This is a genomic window from Levilactobacillus acidifarinae DSM 19394 = JCM 15949 (assembly GCF_001434835.1).
GTDB classification, from domain to species: domain Bacteria; phylum Bacillota; class Bacilli; order Lactobacillales; family Lactobacillaceae; genus Levilactobacillus; species Levilactobacillus acidifarinae.
The window spans coordinates 54276-76978 of record NZ_AZDV01000005.1 but is presented as its reverse complement, the minus strand read 5'-3'; the positions used below and the strand labels follow the sequence as shown (position 1 = coordinate 76978).

Here is a 22703-nt window from a genome sequence, read left to right as displayed (position 1 = left end):
ACCACCGTTTTCACCTGACGCTGCTAGGGGAGAATGGTATACTAACAAATGATTGAAACGTAGAACGGAGGAAACACCATGACGATCTTTACGGGGAAAACGGAAGCAGCCGCCATCACGGCGGGATTGGACGCGCTGAACGCGACGCGCGAACAGGTGACGGTGCAGGTCGTGACCGCCGCACGCAAGGGGTGGCTCGGGATCGGGCACCGCGAAGCGCAGGTCGATGTCCAACTTAAGGTCCCGACTTCGACGACGCAATCGACTAGCGCCACTCCTCAGCCCCAAGCCAGCGAAGAAGCGCAGGGCACTAGTGTCGCTAGTGCCGCACCGCGGGTGGCAGCAAAACCAGCTCCGACCGTAACGCAATCGGCTCAACCGGCCCAGTCCGCGCAAAACGGTGCACAGCGGCAGGCCGCCATCGCGGCAGTGGCCGACTACGTCACGACCATCGTTGACCAATTGGGCATCCAGGCGACCGTGGACGTGCAACAGCCGGCCCGGCGGCAAGTTCGCTTGGAACTCGCTACCGACAAAGAGGGGCTACTGATCGGTAAGCACGGGCGGACCATCAACGCCCTGCAGAGTCTGGCCCAGCTCTTTTTGAACCATCACGGTGCCGCTCACGTGGTCGTGGAGCTCGACGTGGCCGACTACCGCGAACGGCGACGGACGACGTTGGCGCGCTTAGCCGAGAATACGGCGCGTGAGGTCGTGGCGTCCGGGAAACCGATCTATTTAGACCCGATGCCGTCGTTTGAACGCAAGCAGATTCACGCAGCGCTGGCGAAGAACCGCCACGTGACTACGTATTCGGCGGGGAAGGAACCGCACAGAGCCGTCGTGATCGAACCGGCCTAGGCGTTGGGATTGACAAATCGACCAAAGCACCTTATAGTGAAGACAATCATTCTTATCAAGTTTACGATAAAGTAGTGAAAGTACTTTATCCACGTCTGTTAGGTGGCGTGGAGTGGGTGCTTTTTTTTATGGCGTTAAATGACACGCCAGGGTCGTCAACTTGAGAAGTAAAGGGAGGATCAGCATGGCAACGACTACGGAATTTGATACGATCGCCGCAATTTCGACCCCACCTGGTGAGGGTGGAATTGCGATTATTCGTCTGAGCGGGGAAGCCGTTTTTGACGTGATCGAGAAGTTGTTTAAGGGTAAGGACTTGCGGAAAGTCGCCACCCACACCATTAATTACGGGCACATCTATGACCCGGAGAACGGTGAGGAAGTCGACGAAGTCATGGTGTCCGTCATGCGGGCGCCCAAGACTTATACCAAGGAAGATATTATTGAAATCAACTGTCACGGGGGTATCGTGGCGACCAATCGGATCTTACAGCTGTGCTTAAGTTACGGTGCCCGGTTAGCCGAACCCGGCGAGTACACCAAGCGGGCCTTCTTAAACGGCCGGATTGATCTGTCCCAGGCGGAAGCCGTGATGGACTTGATTCGGGCGAAGACCGATAAGTCCATGAAGGTCGCCCTAGACCAGCTGGACGGCGATTTGTCGCACCTGATTCGAAACCTACGCCAGGACATCTTGGATGCGTTGGCCCAGGTCGAAGTCAATATCGACTATCCCGAATACGATGACGTGGAGACCATGACCACCAAGATGTTATTGGAAAAGGCCACCGAAGTGCAGGCCCAAATCAAGACGTTATTGGCGACGGCTAAGCAGGGGAAGGTCCTCCGCGACGGGCTAGCGACCGCCATTGTGGGCCGGCCCAACGTGGGGAAGAGTAGTCTGTTGAACCACCTCTTACACGAAGACAAGGCCATCGTGACCGATGTCGCCGGGACCACGCGGGACGTGATCGAAGAATACGTGAACGTCAAAGGGGTGCCGTTGAAGCTGATCGACACCGCCGGCATTCGCAAGACCGACGATAAGGTCGAAAAAATTGGGGTCGAACGGTCGCGCAAAGCCATCAACACCGCCGATTTGGTGATGTTGGTCTTAAACGCCAGCGAACCGTTGACCGCCGAAGACCGCGAGTTGTTAACCGCCACAGCGGACACGCAACGCATCCTGATTTTAAACAAGACCGACCTGCCGCAGAAGTTAGACCTCGCGGCGGTCAAGGCCGCGGCCGGTGACAGTCCGTTGATTGAAACCTCGATCCTGCAACGTACGGGGATGGACCAACTGGAAAGCACCATCGCCCACCTGTTCTTCGATGAGGGGATTGAATCCAGTCAGAATACGGTCATGGTCACGAACGCGCGCCACATCGGGTTGTTACACCAGGCTAGCGCGGCGCTGGACGACGTGAAGCACGGCATCGCCATCAGTATGCCGGTGGACCTGGTGCAGATCGACATGACCCGGGCCTGGGATCTCTTGGGTGAAATCACGGGAGACAGTTACCAAGACGAGTTATTAGACCAACTGTTCAGCCAATTCTGTTTAGGAAAATAGTTTATCCCCTTGTGGACAACTTTTGAGCAGAAACTAAAAGCTACGGCGAGTTATCCCCTTGTGGATAGTAATTTAGCAGCATATTAAACGATAAAAAGGCGCTTGAGCGGGTAATTAATCAGTTCAAGCATGGAGGGAAACAATTACCATGACGGAAGTAAAGCAATATCCCGGCGACGACTACGACGTCATCGTCGTGGGGGCCGGCCATGCCGGTAGCGAAGCCGCTTTGGCGGCCGCACGAATGGGCAACCGAACCTTATTAATGACCATCAACCTGGACATGGTGTCGTTCATGCCATGTAACCCCTCAGTGGGGGGACCCGCTAAGGGCATCGTGGTGCGTGAAATCGACGCTTTGGGTGGCGAAATGGGAAAGAACATCGATAAGACCTACGTGCAGATGCGGATGCTCAACACCGGGAAGGGACCGGCAGTTCGAGCTTTACGGGCGCAAGCTGATAAGCACGCTTACCACGCCGAAATGAAGCACACCATCGAAAAGGAACCCAACCTGACGTTACGGCAGGGGATCGTCGATGATTTGATCGTGGAAGACGACGAATGTAAGGGGGTCATCACTAACACCGGGGCCCGTTACCGGGCCAAGGCCGTGGTGATTGCGGCCGGAACCGCTGCGCGCGGGAAGATTATCATCGGGGAACTGATGTATTCGTCCGGTCCCAACAACTCCCAACCCGCTAACAAGTTGACGGCCAACCTACCGAAGTACGGGTTCGAGCTGGAACGCTTTAAGACCGGGACACCGCCACGAGTGGACGGGAACACCATCCATTACGACGAAACCGAGGAACAACCGGGCGACGTTAAGCCGAACCACTTTAGTTTTACGACGCCGGATAGCGCCTACTTGGAACTGAAGAACCAACTGTCTTGCTGGTTGACCTACACCAACACCAAGACTCACGAGATCATCAAGGCCAACCTCGACCGCGCGCCGATGTTTACGGGGGTCATCGAAGGGGTCGGGCCACGGTATTGCCCATCCATCGAAGACAAGATCGTCCGGTTCGCCGATAAGCCGCGGCACCAACTCTTCTTGGAGCCAGAAGGCCGAAACACCGACGAATGGTACGTTCAGGGATTATCGACGTCGATGCCTGAAGAAGTCCAACAGAAGATTTTGCACTCCATTCAAGGGCTTGAGGACGCCCAAATGATGCGGCCCGGTTACGCCATCGAATATGACGTGGTGGCACCGTACCAGTTACGGCCAACCTTGGAAACGAAGATTTTGAAGAACCTGTTTACGGCCGGTCAGACCAACGGGACTTCCGGGTACGAAGAAGCGGCTGGTCAGGGACTGTTAGCCGGAATCAACGCCGGTTTACGGGCCCTGGGCAAGCCAGGCTTCACGCTGAAGCGCTCGGACGCCTATATCGGGGTCATGGTCGACGACCTGGTCACCAAGGGCACCAAGGAGCCTTACCGGTTACTGACCAGCCGGGCCGAGTACCGGTTGATCTTGCGGCACGACAATGCCGACTTGCGGTTAACGGCTAAGGGCCACGAACTGGGACTGATCAGTGACGAGCGCTACCAAGCCTTTCTGGACAAGAAGGCCGCAATCCAAGCCGAAATCGACCGGTTAAATACGATTCGCATCAAGCCGAACGATGCCGTCAACGCCTTTATTGCGAGTCATGGTGACAAGCCGTTGCAAGACGGGGTCACGGCCGCCGTCTTCTTGCGCCGGCCGTACGTGGACTACCAGGCGCTACTGGACTTCATTCCGGCACCGGAGCAGCCACTAGACCGGCACATCGTCGAGGAGATTGAGATTTCCTTGAAGTACGCCGGCTACATCAAGAAGGCTGAGGAAAACGTGGTCAAGTTGAAGCGGATGGAAGCCAAGGCAATTCCGGCGAACATCGACTATGACGCCATCGACGGGTTAGCGACGGAAGCGCACCAAAAGTTAAAGAAGATTCAACCCGAGACGTTGGCCCAGGCCAGTCGGATCAGTGGGGTCAACCCCGCCGATATTGCGATCCTGAGTGTCTACATCGAACAGGGAAAGATCGCGAAAACTAAGTAATTGAAAGTGAAAAAGGTGACTCACACGATGCCGAAGTGAGTCACCTTTTTTATTACTAATAATCATTTATTAATAACAAAACGAATAATCAGCTGAAACTAGGGGGGCACTTGGTTCTGGCTAAACCCGACGTGCACGGATCTATAATATACAAAAAATTTACAAGGTCTTTGCAAAAATGAAACATGGCGTTGGTATGCTAATAACCACAGTGAATGATTCAGTAACGGTGAAGGCCACTGCCGAAGCTCCACGATGACGGGACAACGCTTAGAATTGTGGTTGACGGGGATAATCACAATTTGTTTGGCATGGCAGTTGATGGCCATTCGTTTTGGTAATCGTGTACCGCCATGGGGCGCGGACGAGATTCCGGCGACCTTCATTGGAGTCAACACTGCGGGAAATGAACTGAGGAGGAGCATTGCTTGAGGATGACGGTTCTCGACCAGCATGAGGGAAGAGACCCGTGATTCATCGGTAGCAGTTCATTAGCTTAACTGGGAGTGGACCGTGAGTGTCCATTCCCGTTAACGGTTAGCTTCCCATACATCGGGTGATCGCCATGAGTGGTGGTGATCACCCACTCATCCCAAAAGAAAAGCGGCACCCGGTGAGGGGGTGCCGCTTTTTGTGTCCGGTTCGGTTGGTTAGTGGTCGTTAGGCCCGCTCACCATGCAGGCGGGCGAGAATCCAGCCGAGCACAACGCCCGCCAAGGCGGGGACGGCCCAGCTAAAACCGTTGGCCGCGAAGGGTAGATGGGCGTTAGCCGTGAGAATGGCTTGGCACCAGCCGGTCGCTTGCCAACTCGTGGGCAGTGAACCCGCCGCGGATCCAATGGCCGGCAACAGGGTGAACAGAATCGTAAATCCGAAAAGCCACCGGGAGGTTCCTAGTAGGGGCGAGAGGACCGCCAGGACAATCAAGGCGATCGCCAGCGGATACAGGAACATCAGGACCGGCGTCGAGTAGGTAATTAGGCGCGTCAGTCCTACGTTAGCGAAGAGGCAGGGTAACAGGGCCGCTAGTCCGGTCAAGACGTTATAGGGAATCCGGGGAAACAGGTCGTGCATGGTGTCCCCGAACGCCGAAATCAGCCCGATCGCTGTTTTTAAGCAGGCGATGATCACTAGTAAGGCCAATAGGACGTTGCCCCAGGTGCCGAAATAGTAATGGGCAATCTGCGCCAACGTGACGCCCCCGTTGGCGGCCGGGGCAAAGTGTCCCAGGCTCATGGTCCCAATCAATGCTAGCAGGGTGTAGATGACCCCCATCAGGACCATACTGATGGTCCCGGCCTTGATCGTGTCCTGAGCGATTTGACGAGAATCCGTCACCCCGAGGGCGCGAATACTGTCGATGACCACGATACCAAAGGCCAGTGCGGCCAAGGCATCCATGGTGTTATACCCTTCGGTAAACCCGCTTAACACGGGGCTGGTGGCGTAGGCACCGTGAGCCGCGCCACTAATTGGCCCTAAAGGATGAAGTAACGCGGCCCCCATGATAATCGCCAGTAGACCTAAGAAGAGGGGGGTCAGCCACTTACCGATGTAGGTCATGAGTTTCCCCGGGTGCCGGGCAAGTAGCCAGGCGATGAAAAAGAAAATTACCGAGAAGATGGCCAACGTCACCGGTTGGGCCCCGGTGGAAACAAACGGGACAATCCCGATTTGAAAGGACGTGGTGGCTAACCGGGGAACGGCGAAGAAGGGGCCTAAAGTCAGGTAGAGGAGGATGGTAAAGGCGTAAGCAAACGGCCGGTTGACCTTACTGGCCAGGTCGAAGACGCCGGCACTGCGCGTCAGGCCCATGCCGGTAACGCCAAGGAGGGGCAGACCAATCCCGGTCAGGAGAAGCCCCAGGATGGCTGCCCAAACGTGGCTGCCGGCTTGTTGACCCAGGTAAATGGGGAAAATCAGGTTACCCGCACCGAAAAATAGCCCAAAGAGCATGGTGCCGATAAACCCGGTTTCCCGCCAGGTAAGACGTGTTTTCAAGATAATCGCAACTTTCTTTTTAAAGTGTAAAACCCCTACTATCTTAGCAAATTAAAATAAAAACGCTAGTCCCAAAACGGACTAGCGTGAAGTTTCGGTTTAACGGTCGGCCACGGTAAAGCGAGTTTGGTGGTGCTTGGGCGTGGTCAATTCGTCGAGAATGGCGACGGCCATGGTTCCCGCGGAGGTCCCGGAAGTCCCCTGCGCGTTGGCCAACAGCTCGTCGGTTCCCTGAATGGCGGGAACGGCTGGACCCGGATGGAAATTTGCGGCCGGTGACACGCCGACCCAGTTGACGTTAGTCACGGTGCGCAGGAAGGTCAATTCGGCCAATTGATTTTGGGGAACGCTCACGAAGGCGGCCGCTTGCGGGTCCTGTTCGATATCGCGGACGAATAAGTGATGGTCCGTACCGGTAGTCAGGCTGCCGGCGCCCAAGATGAAGGCTAACCGGGGCGTCGTCGTGTCCCGTAGTTGGGCCACGAGGTGTGTGGCCAGGTCAACGTGGCGGTAAGCTTGCGCCGGGGCCGTAGCGAAGGCGTCAATCACGGCATCGTAGGCGGTCAAATCGGCCGTCGTTAGCGCAAAGGCGTCTTGAACCTTGGTGGTCAGCTGGTCGTTGGTTGGCAGTTGGGCCAATTTTTCGGTCGAGCGAGCCAGGGCGGTAACTTGGTGGCCCCGGCCGAGCGCTTCGGTGACTAACGCAGAGCCGGCCATACCCGTCGCCCCAATAATTAGAATCTTCATGAACGAATTCCTCCTTAATTAACGATGGGATTAGTATAATGACTTCCCCAACGAAAACCAAGAATTTAGGCGGGAATTTGCCCCGAATGTTTCATGTGAAACATCCCTAATCCGTCAACCAGGGAGCGGTCAGCGTAAGGTGCTGGGTCAACTCACGTTCGCCGGCGCGGTGCGTGCGGCGTTCCTGGTAACGTTGCGAATAGCCGGCACACAGGTAACACTGTTCGTCGGTTTCCGGTTGGATGCTGGGGAGCGCCGGGGCGTCCGGATTATCGAGGACGTAGGTGATGAAGCAGGTGAAGCCTAAGAACCGTTTCCCGGTGGTCAGGTTTTCGCCAATCACCTTGACGAAGACTTCCAAGGAACGTTTTCCGGTTCCGGTCACGTAGGCCTCGAGGCACAAAGAATCGTCGAGGCGGAAGGGGGCCAGAAAGTTGACGTGGTCAAAGGCGGCCGTGACCACGGTTGCGTGGGTCAAGCGGACTGCGGCGACCGAAGCACTGTCATCGACCAGTGACAGAATCTTTCCCCCGAAGACGGTTTGGTGTTCGTTTAAATCGGGTTCGAAGACCCGGTGAGTTGTGACCATTAAGGTTTGGTTGCAGGTTATCGGTTGAGACGTTGACAAAATAATCACCTCATGAGTTTGTGAAATCGCTATCTCCATTCTACCAGAGCAGCCCGGTCAATGCCGAGAAGTTACAGGATTATTAATTTTTCACAATAACTCAAGTGTTTAGGGGGAGGTTTACCGGTGGCTTTGCTATACTGGGGGCAATTAGAACTGAAGGGGTGATGAGGGTGAATTATCATGGTGAACCGTTGGACTTAATGCCAACGTTGAATTTGACCCAGATCCGGCCGCTACTGGAATGCACGCTGAGTCTGACGCAGCCCATTGACGTTGACCGGCTGCAAGCCGCCGTCCGGGCGACCCAAACCGTGGTCCCTCAGATTCAAGGGCGGTATAACGTGACCTGGAACCGGTTTGAAGTGGACGAGCCGTCCGGGCAGCAACCCGTGATCGACGAATATCCGGCCAGCCACGATCCCGAGCGGGTCCGCCTCGATGTGTTAGCGGGTCCCCAACTAAAAATTCAGGTCATTCACCATGCGGGGTACGACCGGGTTCGGTTGGCCATGAGTCGCCTACTGACCGATGGTGAAGGGTTCAAACATTACCTCTACCTGTTGTCGGCGGCTTATGCGGGGGATGACCTCACGCGGTTCGTGAACGAACGGAGTGGGCGCCGCCTCGTCAGCTATTTACGCCACCCGCACCGGCCGTTGCCGTCGTTAACTGACTTGATGCAACCGGGAGATCCCTTTCCCACGTTGCGTGGGGACGTCCACCACCATCACGGGGAGACCGTGATTTCGCGGTTAGAGACTCAACGGTTACAACGAAAGGCTCGGCAAAGTGGGGTGACGCTTAACGCGGTCCTTCTGGCGGCTTACGCCTTAGCGCTAGCAACGTTGACGGGCAGTCGTCATTTGGTCATTCCGGCGCAGGTCGATTTACGTCTCCACGGTCCCGTGGCGGCGACCAACGTGGTTCAGGTGGCCAACTTAACCAGCGAGATGCCCATCCCCATTACGGTCAACGAGTTGGCGACCTTAGCGGACGTGGTCCAGCAGGTTCAAGCCACCCTATCCGAGCTGCACGACCAATTGGCCTACCTGACACCATTGGTGGAAATTAACCGGATGAGCCGGGCCTTACCCCCGCAGATTGTCCGCCGGTTAGCCAGTAAATATCGGCCAACGGCGGCCGTTTCGTTTGCCAACTTCGGTCGCATCGACCAAGCACGGTTACAGTTTGCCGGTAGCCGGGTTTCTCAGGTCTACTTCGCCGGGGCCTACCAGACCATGCCCTACTTTCAGTTAACGGCTAGCGGGTACCGGGATGCTTGGACCCTGGCCTTTCGGATGCTGGGGTCGGAGCCCGATTACCAACTTGGGATTAAAATTTTAAAGAACGTGGCGACCCAGTTGACTCAGTGGGTCCATTAAACGAGTAAACGGTCCGGTGACGGATCGTTTTTTTGCGTCATGTTTTCGTTGGTTTTCTTTTTCCCCGCAAAAGTCTAAACTTTACGCAGGAGGTTTTTGCATGCAAAAGAGAGAAACCACCCTGTCACGCCGAACCATCTTACTGATGGCGGTGGTGACGGGGGTCATCGTGGCCAATCTAAACTTCATTCAACCGATTGAAAACTTGATTGCCACGGATTTTCAGTTAAGTAAAGCGGTGGTCGGGGCCTTAGCGATGGTCACTCAGTTGGGCTACGCTTTTGGCCTATTATTAATCGTGCCCCTAGGCGATATCTTCGACCGCTATCACCTGATTCAAGTCATGATGCTGTTATCGATCGGGTCCCTGTTATTGGCCTACTGGGCCCCGAACGCCGGGGTCTTCGCGGTGGCGACCACGCTGGTGGGCATCACCTCGGTGGCCCCACAACTCATCATTCCTTACGCCGGCTATCTGGCGCCCGCGTTACAGCGGGGCAAGGTCCTGGGCATCGTGTTGAGCGGCCTGTTGACCGGAATTCTATTGTCGCGGTCCTTCAGCGGCTTACTCGGAAGCTGGCTACCGTGGCAGGACATCTACCTGATTGCGGCGGTCATCGACCTGATTTTTCTGGTAATCGTCCACTACCGGTTACCCCACGATGCGCGGGGGCATCAAGACCTGCGTTATTGGCCGGTGATTCGGACGTTACCGCGGCTCTTCTTCCGGCAACGGGCCTTGCGCGGCTCGGCAATTAACGGATTTTGCCTCTTCGGGATGTCCAACGTCCTTTGGTCGACGTTGGCCTTTTACCTGGCCGCCCAATATCATTTGGGCAGTAACGTGGCCGGACTGTTGGGCCTCCTGGGCATTGCGGGGGTCTTGGCGGCGCCTTTGATTGGAACGCTCGTCGATCAACGGTCCCCACGGCTGACCATTGGCTTAAGCATGGTCTTTTCGGGCGTGGCCTTCGTGATTTTCTGGGGAGTAGGCGCCTGGTTACTTGGACTGATCGTCGGCATCGTCTTACTGGACCTAGGGACGCAATTCAGTCAGGTCTCCAATCAGGCGATCGTGCAGTCGTTGAACCGTAAGGCTAGTAGCCGCAACAATTCCGTCTTCATGTTCAGCTACTTTCTGGGTGGGTCCGTCGGCACGTTGAGCGCGACCTGGGCCTGGAGTCAGGCCGGTTGGTCGGGCGTGTGCGGTGTGGCCGCGGGCTTTTTGATTCTGGCCGTGATCAGTCATTTGATTATTGGCGAACCGGCCCAGCTGACTACTGAATCGGCTGACTAACTTAGTATAGGAAGTAACGGGGAATGCCGCGGTCGGTATCCCCGTTTTTTTCTGGGCTGAATCGTGAAACCACATGACGGTTTGTGGTATGCTAAACTGATGATTTTTAAGGAGGCAACGGCATGACGATTAAATTAGTCGCGTTTGACATGGACGGCACGTTTCTCAACGACCAGAACACCTATAACCACGCCCGGTTTGCGGACCTACTGACTCGGTTACGGGCGCAAGGGATTCGGGTGGTGGCCGCCAGCGGGTCTCAGTACCAGCGACTCCAAACGCAATTCCAGGAATTTCAACAGCAAATGGACTTCGTCTCCCAAAACGGTGCGGTGGTTCACAGTAACGGGCGGCCCCTAATGATCACGGCCATGCCAACCGCTGCCGTAGCGGCGACCTTGGACGTGATTAACCACCAGTTTGCCGCCACGGACATTGCCGAGCACATCGTGGTGGGGGTCAAATCGGCCTACGTCGACGACCAGATTTCTCAGGCCGCTTACGACCTAACGCACCACTATTACGACCACCTGCAGTTGGTCAGCGACCTGCCGACCGTGACGCCGCAGCGCCTGGACGACCAGATCACCAGTATCGGGGTGACCTTTCAGCCGTCCGTGGACTTTAACCGGGTGATGACCACCCTGCGGCAGGCGTTACCCACCGAATTGGCGAGTCAAACGTCGGGCTTTAACACCGAGCTGATCAGTGAAAGCTCGGTCAATAAGGCCGCCGGATTACGGCAGTTGCAGGAGAAGTACCAGATTGCCGACGACGAGATCATGACCTTTGGCGATAATGAAAACGACCTAAGCATGTTGCGCCTGACCCCGTACGGGTACGCGATGGCCAACGCCACGCCGACCGTGAAAGCGCAGGTTACCCACCATACCGGGACTAATAACGCCGAAGGGGTCTTGGACGTTTTAGCCACATTAGTCTAATTTCAGAAATTGGTCTAGTAGACCAGTTTTCTAAAACCCGATTTTTCATGGAAACATGGGGAAGCGGGTTTTTAATTTGGAAGATAAAAATATTTATTTGAAAACGTTTACAATCACGATGAAAAGTTTTATATTAATAATGCAAATTGTGAACGAAGGAGTGGGGCAACGATGCAACACCGATTGAGTACAGCATTTATTTTTATCTTTGGCGCCTTGGGAGGACTCTTATTCGGGTTCGATACGGGGATTATTTCGGGGGCTTCTCCCTTAATTGAATCAAACTTTCATTTAGGGATTGCCCAAACGAGTTTCATCACGTCATCCGTTTTAATCGGCTCTTCAGTGGGAGCGCTTTCAATTGGGCCGTTAGCCGATCGTTACGGTCGGCGGAAATTATTGATTTTAGCCGCGATCCTCTTTTTACTGGGGTCGTCGTTATCGATGGTGGCCGTGGGCTTCGTGTCCATGGTGATTGCCCGGATCATTTTGGGGTTGGCCGTTGGGTCGGCTTCCGCGTTAACGCCGGCTTACCTGGCCGAATTAGCACCGGCCGACCGGCGGGGGTCACTGGGAACCATGTTTCAACTGATGATTACCTTAGGGATTCTGTTGGCCTACGTGTCTAACCTGGGGTTCTTGGGGCATAACCTGATGGGAATCCGGGACTGGCGGTGGATGTTAGGATCCGCGCTGATTCCAGCCGCCGCGTTACTGATCGGGGGACTCCTGTTACCCGAATCGCCACGTTACCTGGTGGAAAAGGGACAGGTCGACGAGGCCCGCGACGTCTTGACCTACCTGCGACAGAATAGTGACGTTAATCCAGAAGACGAATTACAAGACATCGAAAAGGTGGCCCACCAACCTAAGGGGGGCATCAAGATGCTCTTTACGATTGCCCGGCCGGCCGTGATCGTGGCCGTGGGCATCATGTTGCTCCAGCAGTTAGTCGGCATCAACTCGGTCATCTACTTCTTGCCCCAAGTCTTCATTAAAGGCTTCGGCTTTGCCGAAAACAGCGCCATTTGGATTTCCGTAGGGATTGGGATCGTTAACTTTGTGGTTACCATCTTGGCTACGTTTATCATGGATAAGTTCGACCGGAAGAAGCTGCTGACCTTTGGTTCCGTGGTCATGGCCGTTTCACTGGGGATTCTCGCCGTGATGAACTTTACCATGAGCATTCACGCGACGGCCATTCCAACCATGATCCTGATTGGTATCTACATCTTCGGGTTCGCCATTTCCTGGGGCCCGATTGCCTGGGTTCTGATCGGGGAGATCTTCCCGTTGAGCGTCCGGGGGATTGGCTCATCGATCGGGTCTGCGGCCAACTGGATTGGGAACTTCTTAGTGTCCCAGTTCTTCTTAGTCCTGCTGGATGCTTTCCATAACAACGTGGGTGGCCCGTTTGCCATCTTCGCCGTGTTCGCCGTCTTATCGCTGTTCTTCGTGCACTACTTGGTTCCCGAAACCCGGGGCAAGTCGCTGGAACAGATCGAAATGGACTTACGGCACGACAACTAATTTAACGATTATTTCGAGAAACGATGGGGTGCCCCGACTGCGAGCGGGACAACGGTCGTTTCTTTTTTTGGCCACAATGACCAATGGGAAGCGACCGATGATATGGTAAAGTAGTTTCCTATTGGCAAAAAGAGAGGGAGCAGACAATATGACAAAGTGGATGAAACAAGTGGGGGTGCTGACCGTGGCCTTAGTCGGGCTAAGCGTCCTGACCACGCCCGCAACGGCGAGCGCTCGTGGGCCTAAATCGGCGTTAGCGGCCAACGAGGCGGCGTATACGGCCGCGGTAGTAGCTAGTGTGGCGGAGACCGAACCCACGGCCGTGCGAGGGCACTACCAACACGTGGTCCGGGTCCAAACGCAACGCGCCCACCACTTAGAACCGTAAACTTACCTAGTAGCTTAAAAGAACGCCCAACTCGCTTTTGAGTTGGGCGTTCTTTTAGATGATTACATGACTAATTTAGGTTAGAGGATTTGAATCTTGTGCGCGTAGCAGGTGTCGATCATGTCCTGGGGCCAAACGCTGGCTTGGACTTCGCCCACATGAGCCTTGCCCAATAGGAGCATGCACAGCCGAGACTGGCCGATCCCGCCCCCGATGGTGTAAGGGAGTTCACCGTTTAACAGCATCTTGTGGAACGGTAAGGTTGCCCGGTCTTCGGCGCCGGCGTCCTTTAATTGGGCGCGCATTGAGTCTTCACTGACCCGGATCCCCATGCTGGAGATTTCTAAGGCGTGTTGTAACGGTTCGTACCAGAAGAGGATGTCGCCGTTTAATTGCCAGTCGTCGTAGTCGGGTGCCCGGCCGTCGTGGCGCTTGCCACTCTTCAACTTGCCCCCGATTTGCATCAGGAACACGGCGCCGTAACGCTTGGTGATGGCGTCTTCACGTTCCTTAGGCGTTAAGGTCGGGAATTCGTCTTCGAGTTCCTGGGTCGTAACAAAGTGGATGTCGTCGGGCAGGTGATGGACCGCTTTAGGGAACTTGTACCAGACCTCGTGTTCCATGTGCTTGATGACCTTGAAGATGGTCCGTACGGTAGTTTCGAGGGTCGCCGTGGTCCGTTCTTCCTTGGCGATGATCTTTTCCCAGTCCCATTGGTCGACGTAGATCGAGTGAATGTTGTCCAGGTTTTCGTCTTTGCGGATGGCGTTCATGTTGGTGTACAGACCGGTGTGCATCTTGAAGCCGTACCGCTTTAAGGCCAGGCGCTTCCACTTGGCTAAGGAGTGGACGATTTCAATGGTCTTTCCCGGCATGTCTTGCATGGTGAAGGAAACCGGCTTTTCGACCCCGTTTAGGTTATCGTTTAATCCGGTGCCCTTTTCAACAAACATGGGCGCAGAGAGCCGCGTTAAATTCATTTCCTTCCCAAATTCATCTTGGAAGGTTTCACGAATATAACGAATTGCCTTTTGTGTTTCAATCACGTCTAATTTTGGATCGTAGTCCTTGGGAATAATTAAGTCCATAAGCGCACACTCCTTAAAATTTAAAATCATTAGTTTTGACAAAATAAAAAAGTCTTCCATCCCTAAATACAGGGACGAAAGACTTTTCGCGGTACCACCCAGATTGCCTATCTCAAATAGACCACCTCAAACAAGAGCACAACCATGCTCCACCGTTGGTAACGTACCGGTCAACGTCTAAACCTACTCTCCGCACGGGATTTCAGCCAGAAACTTAAGAAAGGGTTATTCAGCTAATTCAAGGTCTGGGTTGGGTTTTCACTAGTCCCAATTCACTGTCAGGGTGAAGAAGCTTACTCTGCTTTCTTATCGCTTTTATCTTGTTGCCAATAGAATAGCACTATGAAATAAAAAGTAAACGGTAAATTTGAAAATAATTAGATTTATGGCTAATTTTTAATTAAAAACTAGGGACGGAGACCCCGGAAATTCCCTAGATTTGACGGGGATTTCCGGTCAATCTTCGGGTCTAGAAAAAAAGTGATTAAAATTCGCCAGCAATTGGTCTATACCTAGATGGATTGGTCTAGGCAGAATGCTTCGTTTCTTCGGGATCGGTCACGCTCACGTACTTGCGTTCACCGAAGAGTGCCTGCTTGGCTAACGGGGATTTCCGAGCCAACAGGAGGGTGTAGGCTAGACTGGAAAAGGCGGTCAACGCCCAAAGGATCCAACTGCCATGACTGGCCCCGGTCAGACGATAGAAGGTGAGGACGTCGGCGAGTACCTCGGTGGTCGCTTCTTCGAAAACCTTGCCTGGGGTCAGCACCTCGTGGAGGTAGGTGGCTTCTAGGACCAGTTGAATGATTAGAACGGCGAGCCACCCGTAGAGGTACTGGCGGCCACCCTGGGCCGTAATGACCTTCTTGTAGATGGGAACCTCGTGGCCTAAGGTGTCGCGGAAGTATTGACTCCCGGTCTTTTCCAGGCGTACCCGCGTGTGGCGGGCCTGGTAGCGGCCGATGGCGAGGGCTAACAGGAGAATCAGCAGGGTCAAGCCGCCGTTAAGCGGTGACCAGCGGAAGGTCCGGATGAACTGGTAGCAACAGAAGATGGGGATGATCCAGTAGCTCAGGCGGTTGATCGAACTGAACTCGAATTGATCCCGGATGAATTTGATAAAGAATAGGGCCACGATAAAGGCAACCATGGGCAACACCTCGACAGTTTTTGTTTTGAGTGTACCACAATGGTTGAGCAGCTAAATTAAAAACGACCACCCGCAAGTGGTCGTCGTTGTCAGTTAGGGCAGGAAGGGCAAAGCCTGGTCCAACATCGGCACCATGTGGGTCGGACGGGCCGCCGTGGTCGGGGTGGCCTGGTCGCGGTTGACCCAGATGGACGGCCAGCCTAATTGGTCGGCGGGGACGATGTCGCTGGCGTAGCCCTGGGCGATGTGCCAGTGATTAGTGGCGGTTAAGCCGTATTCCTTCGCGATGGTTCGGAAGAAGTGTAAATCGGGTTTGTAGGCGTGCACGTCTTCGGCGGTCCAGACGTCAAAGGGCACGGTCAACGCCGCGGCGTTCGCGTCAATGATGTCCCAGGAGGAGTTGGACATCATGATTAAGTGGTAGCCGCGTTGTTGAAGGGTTTTGAGTGTCGCAATCACCTCGGGGAACGGCGTCAGGCTCCGGTGGGCGATCAACACGTCGACGTAGTAGCGTTCAAATTGATGGTCTAGGCCGAATTGGTAATCCAAATGAATTAGATTGTTGCGGGTCAAGACGGCGTAATCCAGGTAGGGGTGCATGTTGTTCCGGTCGTCCTGGTAGGCGATGAAGCGTTGGCGGGCCAACTTGGGGGCTACGCCAATTTTGGTGGCCGCCGTTTCGATGGCGGCGTAGGTGGCCTCTTCGTTTAGTAGGGTACCGTAACAGTCAAAGGTTAAAAATTTTTCAGACATCTAGTAGTCTCCTCCGTTACCTAATGAATTGATTTAATTCTAGTATAAATCAATAATTTTTAAGTGGCGATAATCGAGTAAATCACCGTTAGTGCAGTCAATGCACCCTTACCCAGACTTTAGGAATAGTTAAAACGTGATATAATATCCAGGCGAGAAGTTTCACGGGCGGTGGCTGTCTTTTCCCGGTGAGGTGATGCCGATGGGAACTCGGAATAATCTTAGAAAGGGTTTCACAGCTAATGAGCGTTTTTCAGGCACTCTCGTTGATGCTACTGTTTGGCACGTTTTTAATTGCGTTGCTGACATACATCGACAAACGCAACTAAAAAAGCCGCCCCGATTCATAACTTTGGCGAGTTACGGGACGACCTAATGTCGTTTAACTAAATTGCCACCGCCTTTGAAGCGGCTTGCATATTCGGCTGGTGTTCACGCATCAGCCTTTTGAATATCCTCAGTATACAGCAATTTTTTGCTTGATTCAACGAGAGACTATGGGCCAATGATGGGATCAAAATAGACCCGCCAAGTGAAGATTAATCACGACTTGGCGGGCCATTTTAAGTTGTAGTTTGCGGTAGTAACGATTGAATTTTCAGTCTTGACGGCATGACTACAGCTACTTAAATTTTTAGACTATTCAGCGTCGTAAGCGGCTTGGAAGATCTTGATGATGTCTTCCTTGGTCCCCTTGCGAGGGTTAGAGAAGGCGTTACCGTCTTTCAAGGCGTTTTCAGCCATCAGTTCGAAGTCTTCTGGCTTAGCACCGATTTCCTTGATGGACTTTGGAATACCAACGTCTTGGCTCATCTGCTTCATGGCCTTGATGGCTAATTCGGCAGCGTCACGCGTGGATAAGCCGTCGGTGTTTTCACCCATGATCTTGGCTAATTCAGCGAACCGTTCTGGGCAGGCGATGATGTTGTATTCTTCCACGTATGGGAGTAACAGCGCACAGCAGACACCGTGAGGCGCGTCGTATTGGCCACCCAATTGGTGCGCCATGGCGTGGACGTAACCCAAGTTGGCGTTGTTGAAGGCCATCCCGGCTAACATTTCGGCTTCGACCATCTTGGTCCGGGCTTCCAGGTTGTGACCGTTGGCAACGGCTTCACGTAAGGAAGTTTCGATCAACTTGATGGCTTCCACACATTGAGAGTCGGTGATTGGGTTGTGGTCAACGGACACGTAAGGTTCGATGGATTGCACGAAGGCGTCCATCCCAGTAGCGGCCGTTAAGCCCTTTGGCACGTCTAACATCAACGATGGATCGTTGAAGGAGACCAACGGAATGTTCCGCCATGAAACAACCACGAACTTCAAGTGGGTTTCTTCGTTGGTGATGACGGCGTGACGGGTCAGTTCGGAACCGGTCCCGGCAGTCGTGTTTACGGCGATCAATGGTGGTAAGGCCTTGTCGAGCGTTTCGATCCCGGCCAACTTGGTGATGTCGTCACCGTTGGTCAAGATGATCCCGGCACCCTTACCAGTATCGTGGGCGGACCCACCACCAACCGTGATGATGGAGTCGGCACCGGAGTCTTGGTAGAGCTTCTTCACTTCTTTAATGTTACGGATCTTTGGATTGGGTTCCACGTTGTTGTAAACCACGTAATCAACCCCGGCGGCCTTCAATGACGCTAAGGTCTGTTGAACGGCACCGTCCTTTAAACCTTCGAGGAATTTGTCCGTAACGATCACGGGCTTCTTCATCCCCAACATCTTTGCACGTTCACCAATTTTAGTAATTACACCAGGGCCAAAAAAGTTGACACTGGGCATCAGAAAATCATAACTACGTTCAGCCATTCTACAAATGCCTTCTTTCGGAAGTTTTGAAAATCTTTGATACCTATTTCACAACGTAATTATAACCGATAGGCTTACAGTTCGCAACCGGTTTCACTAAAAAGTTTGTAAAGTGAGCGTTAAAAGGGGCGGCTATCGCGGTTGGCCCTAGGGCTGCGCCAATTTTAATTTTTTTATAAGTCGTTTTCAACGGAACTAAGTATTAAGGAAAAGCTAAACAAACTGTTTTCATTTAACCGAGTCGGGGCTGAAATCAGGTTTCACGGACTGAGTAAGAAGTTCGTGGACGACCCCAAAGTTTTAGGGGCGGTTTGGTTGTGAAAGTGGGTATAATGGGGGCGAGTAATCGTGGCCATGGGAGGAATGACATGCAAGAATTACAAAGACATCGTCAGGCGGAAAACGCCGCTTGGCAAACTATTCAGGCTGAAGAGTTACAAAAACTACACAGCGCGCAACATCACCTGTGGTTCAACGTGGGGGCGTACCTGTTAATTTCGGTGATTGAATTTTATCTGGCGATTATTGGACATTCCCAAACACTACGCGCCGACGCCTTCAACAATCTCGCGGGGATCATTTCGGCGGCACTCTTGCTGGTGGGCATCTTTATTGCCCGCGACATTCACGACGATGACTTGATGGGGGAGCCCCTGCCGCAAGATATTCAAAAAAACGGGCAACGGCTCCAGTTGACGCGGTTTCACTACGAGACGGTCTTCACCATGATTACGGGGATCGTGATGATCGCCATCGCCGTGAGCGTTATTTATGGGGGCCTGAAGAGTCTGGTCAAACCGGCAACCCAGGAGATTCCGCGCCCCATCACCTTGGCCGGGGCGGCCATCGCCATGGTCATCATGCTGGTCGTCTGGTGGCTTAACCGCCAGGGGGGCCGCAAACTCAATAACGCGGCGCTGACTGCGGCGGCGCAGGATAGCTTAAGCGATGCGTTGACCAGCCTGGGCACGTTGGTCGCCATTGGTGGCGCGCTCCTGTTTCAAGTCACCTGGCTCGACGGCGTGGCCAGTATCATCGTGGGTTTCTTTATCTTAACGGCGGGCATCAAGATCTTCCGTGAGAGCAGTCTAAACCTGGCCGATTACTTCGATCCCCAGGCGGAGGCTCAATTTAAAACGGCCATCGAACAGCAACCCCAGGTGGTCCGAGTTGAAGAATTGAAGGCCCACTACAGCGGGAACATGGTGACGTTAGACGTGATCATCGCCGTCGACGCGCACATGCAGGTTCAGGATAGTTACCGACTGGGTGAGGAGATTGAGGCCCAGATGCGCCGGCAATTCGGAATCGTCGATACCGACGTGATGGCGGTCCCGGCCACGGACGCTGACCGAGAAAAAGTCTAAAGATAGCACGGATTTTAAGGTTACGAATACCGCGACCATGCAAAAAAAGCGCTGGCAACCTTATCCGGGTTTGTCAGCGCTTTTTTCGGTGAGTTATGAGTACGTGGGTCCCGCGAAGTAGGGCTCCGTCACGGTCAGGGTGGCCTGGTCTAAGTCAAGACACGCGTTGGCGCCGTACGGTAACGCGGTGCGGGGGTAGGCGTGGCCGAAGTTGAGGTTGGCCATCAGCGGCGTTTGTAAGTCGGCCGTGACGGTCTTCAAGGCCTGACAGTAGTCATCGTAGTAGGCCTCGTCTTGGGGTTTACCCGTGATGATGCCGGCCACGGCCCCTAAGATTCCCGCGGCCTTAAGGTTTTCCAGCATGGTGCGGTAGGCCGCGGGGGTCGGCTTTTCCTCGCTGGTTTCTAAAAAGAGCAGCTTGCCCGCAAACTCGGTGGCGCTGGGCAGCAGGTGATACCGGTGGTTAACTTGAGGTTCGTCGGGGAATCGGGCATCGGTTAGTAGGCTGTTCAGGCTATCGAGGCAGCCGCCTAGTAGGGGACCGGTGACCTGACCGTGACCCCGCAAGACCTGGTAGCCCCGGGTTTCGGGATGACTGATTCGGGGCGTGTTGAGGGCCGCCGGCGAGAAGTCGGTGCGTTCCTGGTACCAGACGGGACTACTGGTGATGGGCGTTGTGGCGGGGTTAATGAAGTAGTGGTGGAGCGTTTCAGCCGTATACGGCAATAAATCGGGGCCTAGTTCGGCTAAATCGTTTAAGAGGTTGGGCCCGTAGTAGGTCGTTAAGCCTAACTGGTAAAGCATCAGGTGGTCGACCGTGGTGTCCGAGAAGCCGGTGAACAGCTTAGGATGGGCTAAAATGGCCGCCCGAAAGTCGGGGTCGTCGAGGAGAAACGGGGCCAGGCGGTAGGTATCGTTGCCCCCGATGGCACAGACGATGCCGCGAATTTGGGGATCGAGAAAGGCCGCTTTGAGATCGGCGGCTCGGGCCGCGGGGTGCGCCGCTAGGTAAGCAGCCCCCTTAAGACTGCTGGGCTGACAAACGGGCGTCAGGCCGAGCTGGCGTAACCGTTCCTGGCCGCGCTGTAATTCGTGGGCGGCGAACGGTTCGCCTAACGTGCCGGCCGATAAGCTGACGATGGCGACCGCGTCCCCGCGATGCAATGGTTCTGGTTTGAACATTAACATCCCTCCAAGCGAAAAAGTTAGCTTCCAGTCTACGCTTGGGACCGGTCTTTGCCAAGGGTTACCAAAAAGTGCCTACTCGTCAAAGCGGCGTTGACCGGTTAAACTAGTAAAAAACGACAGGGGGAACCGGAAAATGGCGAAAAAGACTTACAATATCGGCGTAGAAGCCACGTTAGACGTGATCAGTGGTAAGTGGAAACCCCAACTGCTCTGCCACCTGAGCGTGCGGCCCCAACGCACCTGCGATTTACGTCAGGAACTCCCGGAAATCTCCCAAAAGGTCCTGACCCAACAATTACGTGAATTGATGGACGATGGGATCGTCCAACGCCAGGTCTATGGCGACCGGGCTCCTTTCAAAGTGGTCTACACCTTGACAACGATGGGCCGATCACTGGGCACCGTGTTGGTCCAGATGTCGATCTGGGGGGAACACCACGTCGACGAATTACGGGAGTCGGGCGTCAGCGATGTCCGGGTCCAGAACGACCACGCCGGGTTTGAACACCTCTTACAAGCCAATTAGAAACCATTAGAAAGGCGCCCCGTCGGTTGATGGGACGCCTTTTAGCGTATTTTTAAAGGGTAATGACCACTTTACCAGCGGTTTGGTGGGCGGCGACGCGGTCGAGCGCGGCTTGTGTTTGGGCCAGCGAATAGGTCGCCGTGACCACGGGCGTGAGGTGCAGTTCGGTCAGCCAATCGCTGATGCGGCCTAGCTGAGCGCCGTCCGGGTGCATCAGCATGAACCGGTATTGTTTGTGTTGCCGGCTCGCCTGGAGGTCCAGGCCTAAGCCGGCGGCCCCGAAGATGAACTGCCGGGGCAACGAGTACCCGTGTTGGCCGGCGAACTTCCAGTCGGGCAGCGCAGACAGGGAAACCAAGGTCCCGTGGCGGCGCAAAATCTTTAGCTCATCGGGGATGGCGGCCCGTCCCTGAGTATCGATCACGGCGTCAAAGTCGTGGAGAACGTTGGCGAAATCGGTGGTGTGATAATCGAGTACCTGCTCGGCGCCCAAGGCTTTTAGGCGTTCGGCGTTGTGCGGACTGGCACTGGTCGTCACGCGCAGACCGAGTTTCCGGGCAAACGGGATGGCAAACATTCCCAGTCCCCCGGCGCCACCGGGCAGAAAAAGCTGGTCGCCCGGCTGTAAAGACAGTTCCTCGGTCAGGGCCTGGTAGGCGGTCAAGGCGGTCAACGGCACCGCGGCGGCTTGTTCGAAGGTGAAACCCGCCGGAATCGGCGCGATGGCGCTTGCCGCGATTGCCACGCGTTCGGCAAAGGCGCCCATTTGGTCGTGGGGTAGCCGAGCGTAAACGGCTTGGCCCACGGTAAAGTTGGTCACGTTGGCGCCTAAGGATAAGATCGTACCGGCCACCTCGTTGCCTAACGTAAAGGGCGGCTTGGTGGGAAGAATGGGGCACATCACCCCGGTGGCAAAATTAACGTCGACCGGATTGACCCCGGCAGCCTTAACTTCCACTAGGACGTCGTCTGGTCCGACTTGGGGCTCGGGGACGTCGGTCAGTGCGACCCAGTGTTCGCGATTATAGTGGGTTACTTGGACGGCTTGCATTAGTGATCTCCCTTCAGGCAATTGGTTTCTAACAGGTCTAACAGGGCACGAATCTGAGTGATCGACTCGTCGAGCGTCAACACGTAGAAGTTTTGGGTGCCTTGTCTTTTGACGGTGACCAGTCCGGCTTGCTTTAAAAGCTGTAAATGATGGGAAACGGCTGGTCGGGACAACGTCATCTTCGTGGTAAGGTCCGTGACGTTACGGCCTTCGGGATGGGCCCCGAGCTCGAGTAATAGCTGTTGACGATAAGTATCGGCCAGGACACTGAAGAGGGGAGTCGTTGCCTGAAAGGCGGCGGTGGTGCGTTCGCGGGGGGTCATACAAAGGTCTCCTTTTGATTGGTTTGAAG

General features: G+C 54.5%; 21 protein-coding genes. 11 read left to right on the top strand and 10 right to left on the bottom strand.

The window, feature by feature from the left end; genetic code table 11:
• Positions 1 to 78 precede the first annotated feature (78 nt).
• From jag to mnmG, 3 genes are all read left to right on the top strand, one after another.
• Entirely contained in the window at positions 79 to 861 is a 783-nt protein-coding gene (gene jag, locus FD25_RS02655) for an RNA-binding cell elongation regulator Jag/EloR (RefSeq protein WP_057801042.1), read from the top strand.
• A gap of 184 nt (positions 862 to 1045) precedes the next feature.
• Complete coding sequence (gene mnmE, locus FD25_RS02650) at positions 1046 to 2437, top strand: tRNA uridine-5-carboxymethylaminomethyl(34) synthesis GTPase MnmE (RefSeq protein WP_057801041.1); 1392 nt, start codon at positions 1046 to 1048, stop codon at positions 2435 to 2437.
• Between the two features lie 148 nt (positions 2438 to 2585).
• A complete protein-coding gene (gene mnmG, locus FD25_RS02645; RefSeq protein WP_057801040.1) occupies positions 2586 to 4496 on the top strand; it encodes a tRNA uridine-5-carboxymethylaminomethyl(34) synthesis enzyme MnmG in 1911 nt (636 codons plus the stop codon).
• 660 nt (positions 4497 to 5156) lie between these two features.
• Here the strand turns inward: mnmG and brnQ are convergent.
• The 3 genes from brnQ to FD25_RS02630 all read right to left on the bottom strand — a co-directional run bounded on the left by brnQ (position 5157) and on the right by FD25_RS02630 (position 7911).
• Complete coding sequence (brnQ, locus tag FD25_RS02640; protein ID WP_225428534.1) at positions 5157 to 6497, bottom strand: branched-chain amino acid transport system II carrier protein; 1341 nt, start codon at positions 6495 to 6497, stop codon at positions 5157 to 5159.
• A gap of 99 nt (positions 6498 to 6596) precedes the next feature.
• The gene (locus tag FD25_RS02635; RefSeq protein WP_057801038.1) at positions 6597 to 7244 is read right to left on the bottom strand and encodes an NAD(P)-dependent oxidoreductase; all 648 of its coding nucleotides are present in this window, start codon (positions 7242 to 7244) and stop codon (positions 6597 to 6599) included.
• 106 nt (positions 7245 to 7350) lie between these two features.
• The gene (locus FD25_RS02630; protein WP_057801037.1) at positions 7351 to 7911 is read right to left on the bottom strand and encodes an acyl-CoA thioesterase; all 561 of its coding nucleotides are present in this window, start codon (positions 7909 to 7911) and stop codon (positions 7351 to 7353) included.
• Between the two features lie 128 nt (positions 7912 to 8039).
• On the opposite strand from FD25_RS02630, the gene FD25_RS02625 reads away from it, so the two are divergent.
• From FD25_RS02625 to FD25_RS02605, 5 genes are all read left to right on the top strand, one after another.
• The gene (locus FD25_RS02625; RefSeq protein ID WP_225428532.1) at positions 8040 to 9257 is read left to right on the top strand and encodes a condensation domain-containing protein; all 1218 of its coding nucleotides are present in this window, start codon (positions 8040 to 8042) and stop codon (positions 9255 to 9257) included.
• Between the two features lie 100 nt (positions 9258 to 9357).
• Positions 9358 to 10554, top strand: a complete 1197-nt coding sequence (locus tag FD25_RS02620; protein WP_057801035.1) for an MFS transporter — start codon at positions 9358 to 9360, stop codon at positions 10552 to 10554.
• Positions 10555 to 10676: 122 nt separating this feature from the next.
• Positions 10677 to 11498, top strand: coding sequence for a Cof-type HAD-IIB family hydrolase (locus FD25_RS02615; protein ID WP_057801034.1), 822 nt, complete (start codon positions 10677 to 10679; stop codon positions 11496 to 11498).
• 171 nt (positions 11499 to 11669) lie between these two features.
• On the top strand, positions 11670 to 13028 hold the full coding sequence (locus tag FD25_RS02610; protein WP_057801033.1) for a sugar porter family MFS transporter: 1359 nt from the start codon (positions 11670 to 11672) through the stop codon (positions 13026 to 13028).
• A 148-nt stretch (positions 13029 to 13176) separates the two neighbouring features.
• The gene (locus FD25_RS02605; RefSeq protein WP_057801032.1) at positions 13177 to 13416 is read left to right on the top strand and encodes a hypothetical protein; all 240 of its coding nucleotides are present in this window, start codon (positions 13177 to 13179) and stop codon (positions 13414 to 13416) included.
• 80 nt (positions 13417 to 13496) lie between these two features.
• Here the strand turns inward: FD25_RS02605 and asnA are convergent, their stop codons facing one another.
• From asnA to FD25_RS02590, 3 genes are all read right to left on the bottom strand, one after another.
• Complete coding sequence (asnA, locus tag FD25_RS02600) at positions 13497 to 14504, bottom strand: aspartate--ammonia ligase (protein WP_057801031.1); 1008 nt, start codon at positions 14502 to 14504, stop codon at positions 13497 to 13499.
• A 526-nt stretch (positions 14505 to 15030) separates the two neighbouring features.
• A complete protein-coding gene (locus tag FD25_RS02595) occupies positions 15031 to 15654 on the bottom strand; it encodes a hypothetical protein (protein WP_057801030.1) in 624 nt (207 codons plus the stop codon).
• A gap of 93 nt (positions 15655 to 15747) precedes the next feature.
• Positions 15748 to 16407, bottom strand: a complete 660-nt coding sequence (locus FD25_RS02590) for an HAD family hydrolase (RefSeq protein WP_057801029.1) — start codon at positions 16405 to 16407, stop codon at positions 15748 to 15750.
• 242 nt (positions 16408 to 16649) lie between these two features.
• Here FD25_RS02590 and FD25_RS14465 point away from each other — a divergent pair, with 242 nt between their 5' ends.
• Entirely contained in the window at positions 16650 to 16736 is an 87-nt protein-coding gene (locus FD25_RS14465) for a putative holin-like toxin (RefSeq protein ID WP_146999917.1), read from the top strand.
• A gap of 310 nt (positions 16737 to 17046) precedes the next feature.
• Here the strand turns inward: FD25_RS14465 and FD25_RS02585 are convergent, their stop codons facing one another.
• Positions 17047 to 18219, bottom strand: a complete 1173-nt coding sequence (locus FD25_RS02585) for an iron-containing alcohol dehydrogenase (protein WP_057801028.1) — start codon at positions 18217 to 18219, stop codon at positions 17047 to 17049.
• A gap of 368 nt (positions 18220 to 18587) precedes the next feature.
• On the opposite strand from FD25_RS02585, the gene FD25_RS02580 reads away from it, so the two are divergent.
• Positions 18588 to 19586, top strand: a complete 999-nt coding sequence (locus tag FD25_RS02580; protein WP_057801027.1) for a cation diffusion facilitator family transporter — start codon at positions 18588 to 18590, stop codon at positions 19584 to 19586.
• 93 nt (positions 19587 to 19679) lie between these two features.
• Here FD25_RS02580 and FD25_RS02575 read toward each other — a convergent pair whose 3' ends face one another.
• On the bottom strand, positions 19680 to 20768 hold the full coding sequence (locus FD25_RS02575; RefSeq protein WP_057801026.1) for a S66 family peptidase: 1089 nt from the start codon (positions 20766 to 20768) through the stop codon (positions 19680 to 19682).
• A gap of 139 nt (positions 20769 to 20907) precedes the next feature.
• Here FD25_RS02575 and FD25_RS02570 point away from each other — a divergent pair, with 139 nt between their 5' ends.
• Positions 20908 to 21300, top strand: coding sequence for a winged helix-turn-helix transcriptional regulator (locus tag FD25_RS02570; protein WP_057801025.1), 393 nt, complete (start codon positions 20908 to 20910; stop codon positions 21298 to 21300).
• A gap of 52 nt (positions 21301 to 21352) precedes the next feature.
• Here the strand turns inward: FD25_RS02570 and FD25_RS02565 are convergent, their stop codons facing one another.
• Both FD25_RS02565 and FD25_RS02560 read right to left on the bottom strand, forming a co-directional pair.
• A complete protein-coding gene (locus FD25_RS02565; protein ID WP_057801024.1) occupies positions 21353 to 22351 on the bottom strand; it encodes an NADP-dependent oxidoreductase in 999 nt (332 codons plus the stop codon).
• A complete protein-coding gene (locus FD25_RS02560) occupies positions 22351 to 22674 on the bottom strand; it encodes an ArsR/SmtB family transcription factor (protein ID WP_057801023.1) in 324 nt (107 codons plus the stop codon). Before FD25_RS02560 ends, FD25_RS02565 begins: the two co-directional genes overlap by 1 nt.
• Between the last annotated feature and the right edge of the window lie 29 nt (positions 22675 to 22703).

Bases quoted from the DNA above. Each gene is read 5' to 3' on its own strand.
- FD25_RS02630 (WP_057801037.1), bottom strand. From the start codon at position 7,911: ATGGAGATAGCGATTTCACAAACTCATGAGGTGATTATTTTGTCAACG.
- FD25_RS02590 (WP_057801029.1), bottom strand. From the start codon at position 16,407: ATGTCTGAAAAATTTTTAACCTTTGACTGTTACGGTACCCTACTAAAC.
- mnmE (WP_057801041.1), top strand. From the start codon at position 1,046: ATGGCAACGACTACGGAATTTGATACGATCGCCGCAATTTCGACCCCA.
- FD25_RS02585 (WP_057801028.1), bottom strand. From the start codon at position 18,219: ATGGCTGAACGTAGTTATGATTTTCTGATGCCCAGTGTCAACTTTTTT.
- FD25_RS02620 (WP_057801035.1), top strand. From the start codon at position 9,358: ATGCAAAAGAGAGAAACCACCCTGTCACGCCGAACCATCTTACTGATG.
- mnmG (WP_057801040.1), top strand. From the start codon at position 2,586: ATGACGGAAGTAAAGCAATATCCCGGCGACGACTACGACGTCATCGTC.
- FD25_RS14465 (WP_146999917.1), top strand. From the start codon at position 16,650: ATGAGCGTTTTTCAGGCACTCTCGTTGATGCTACTGTTTGGCACGTTT.
- FD25_RS02565 (WP_057801024.1), bottom strand. From the start codon at position 22,351: ATGCAAGCCGTCCAAGTAACCCACTATAATCGCGAACACTGGGTCGCA.
- FD25_RS02635 (WP_057801038.1), bottom strand. From the start codon at position 7,244: ATGAAGATTCTAATTATTGGGGCGACGGGTATGGCCGGCTCTGCGTTA.
- FD25_RS02595 (WP_057801030.1), bottom strand. From the start codon at position 15,654: ATGGTTGCCTTTATCGTGGCCCTATTCTTTATCAAATTCATCCGGGAT.
- FD25_RS02625 (WP_225428532.1), top strand. From the start codon at position 8,040: ATGAGGGTGAATTATCATGGTGAACCGTTGGACTTAATGCCAACGTTG.
- FD25_RS02610 (WP_057801033.1), top strand. From the start codon at position 11,670: ATGCAACACCGATTGAGTACAGCATTTATTTTTATCTTTGGCGCCTTG.
- jag (WP_057801042.1), top strand. From the start codon at position 79: ATGACGATCTTTACGGGGAAAACGGAAGCAGCCGCCATCACGGCGGGA.
- FD25_RS02615 (WP_057801034.1), top strand. From the start codon at position 10,677: ATGACGATTAAATTAGTCGCGTTTGACATGGACGGCACGTTTCTCAAC.
- FD25_RS02575 (WP_057801026.1), bottom strand. From the start codon at position 20,768: ATGTTCAAACCAGAACCATTGCATCGCGGGGACGCGGTCGCCATCGTC.
- FD25_RS02580 (WP_057801027.1), top strand. From the start codon at position 18,588: ATGCAAGAATTACAAAGACATCGTCAGGCGGAAAACGCCGCTTGGCAA.
- asnA (WP_057801031.1), bottom strand. From the start codon at position 14,504: ATGGACTTAATTATTCCCAAGGACTACGATCCAAAATTAGACGTGATT.
- FD25_RS02560 (WP_057801023.1), bottom strand. From the start codon at position 22,674: ATGACCCCCCGCGAACGCACCACCGCCGCCTTTCAGGCAACGACTCCC.
- FD25_RS02605 (WP_057801032.1), top strand. From the start codon at position 13,177: ATGACAAAGTGGATGAAACAAGTGGGGGTGCTGACCGTGGCCTTAGTC.
- FD25_RS02570 (WP_057801025.1), top strand. From the start codon at position 20,908: ATGGCGAAAAAGACTTACAATATCGGCGTAGAAGCCACGTTAGACGTG.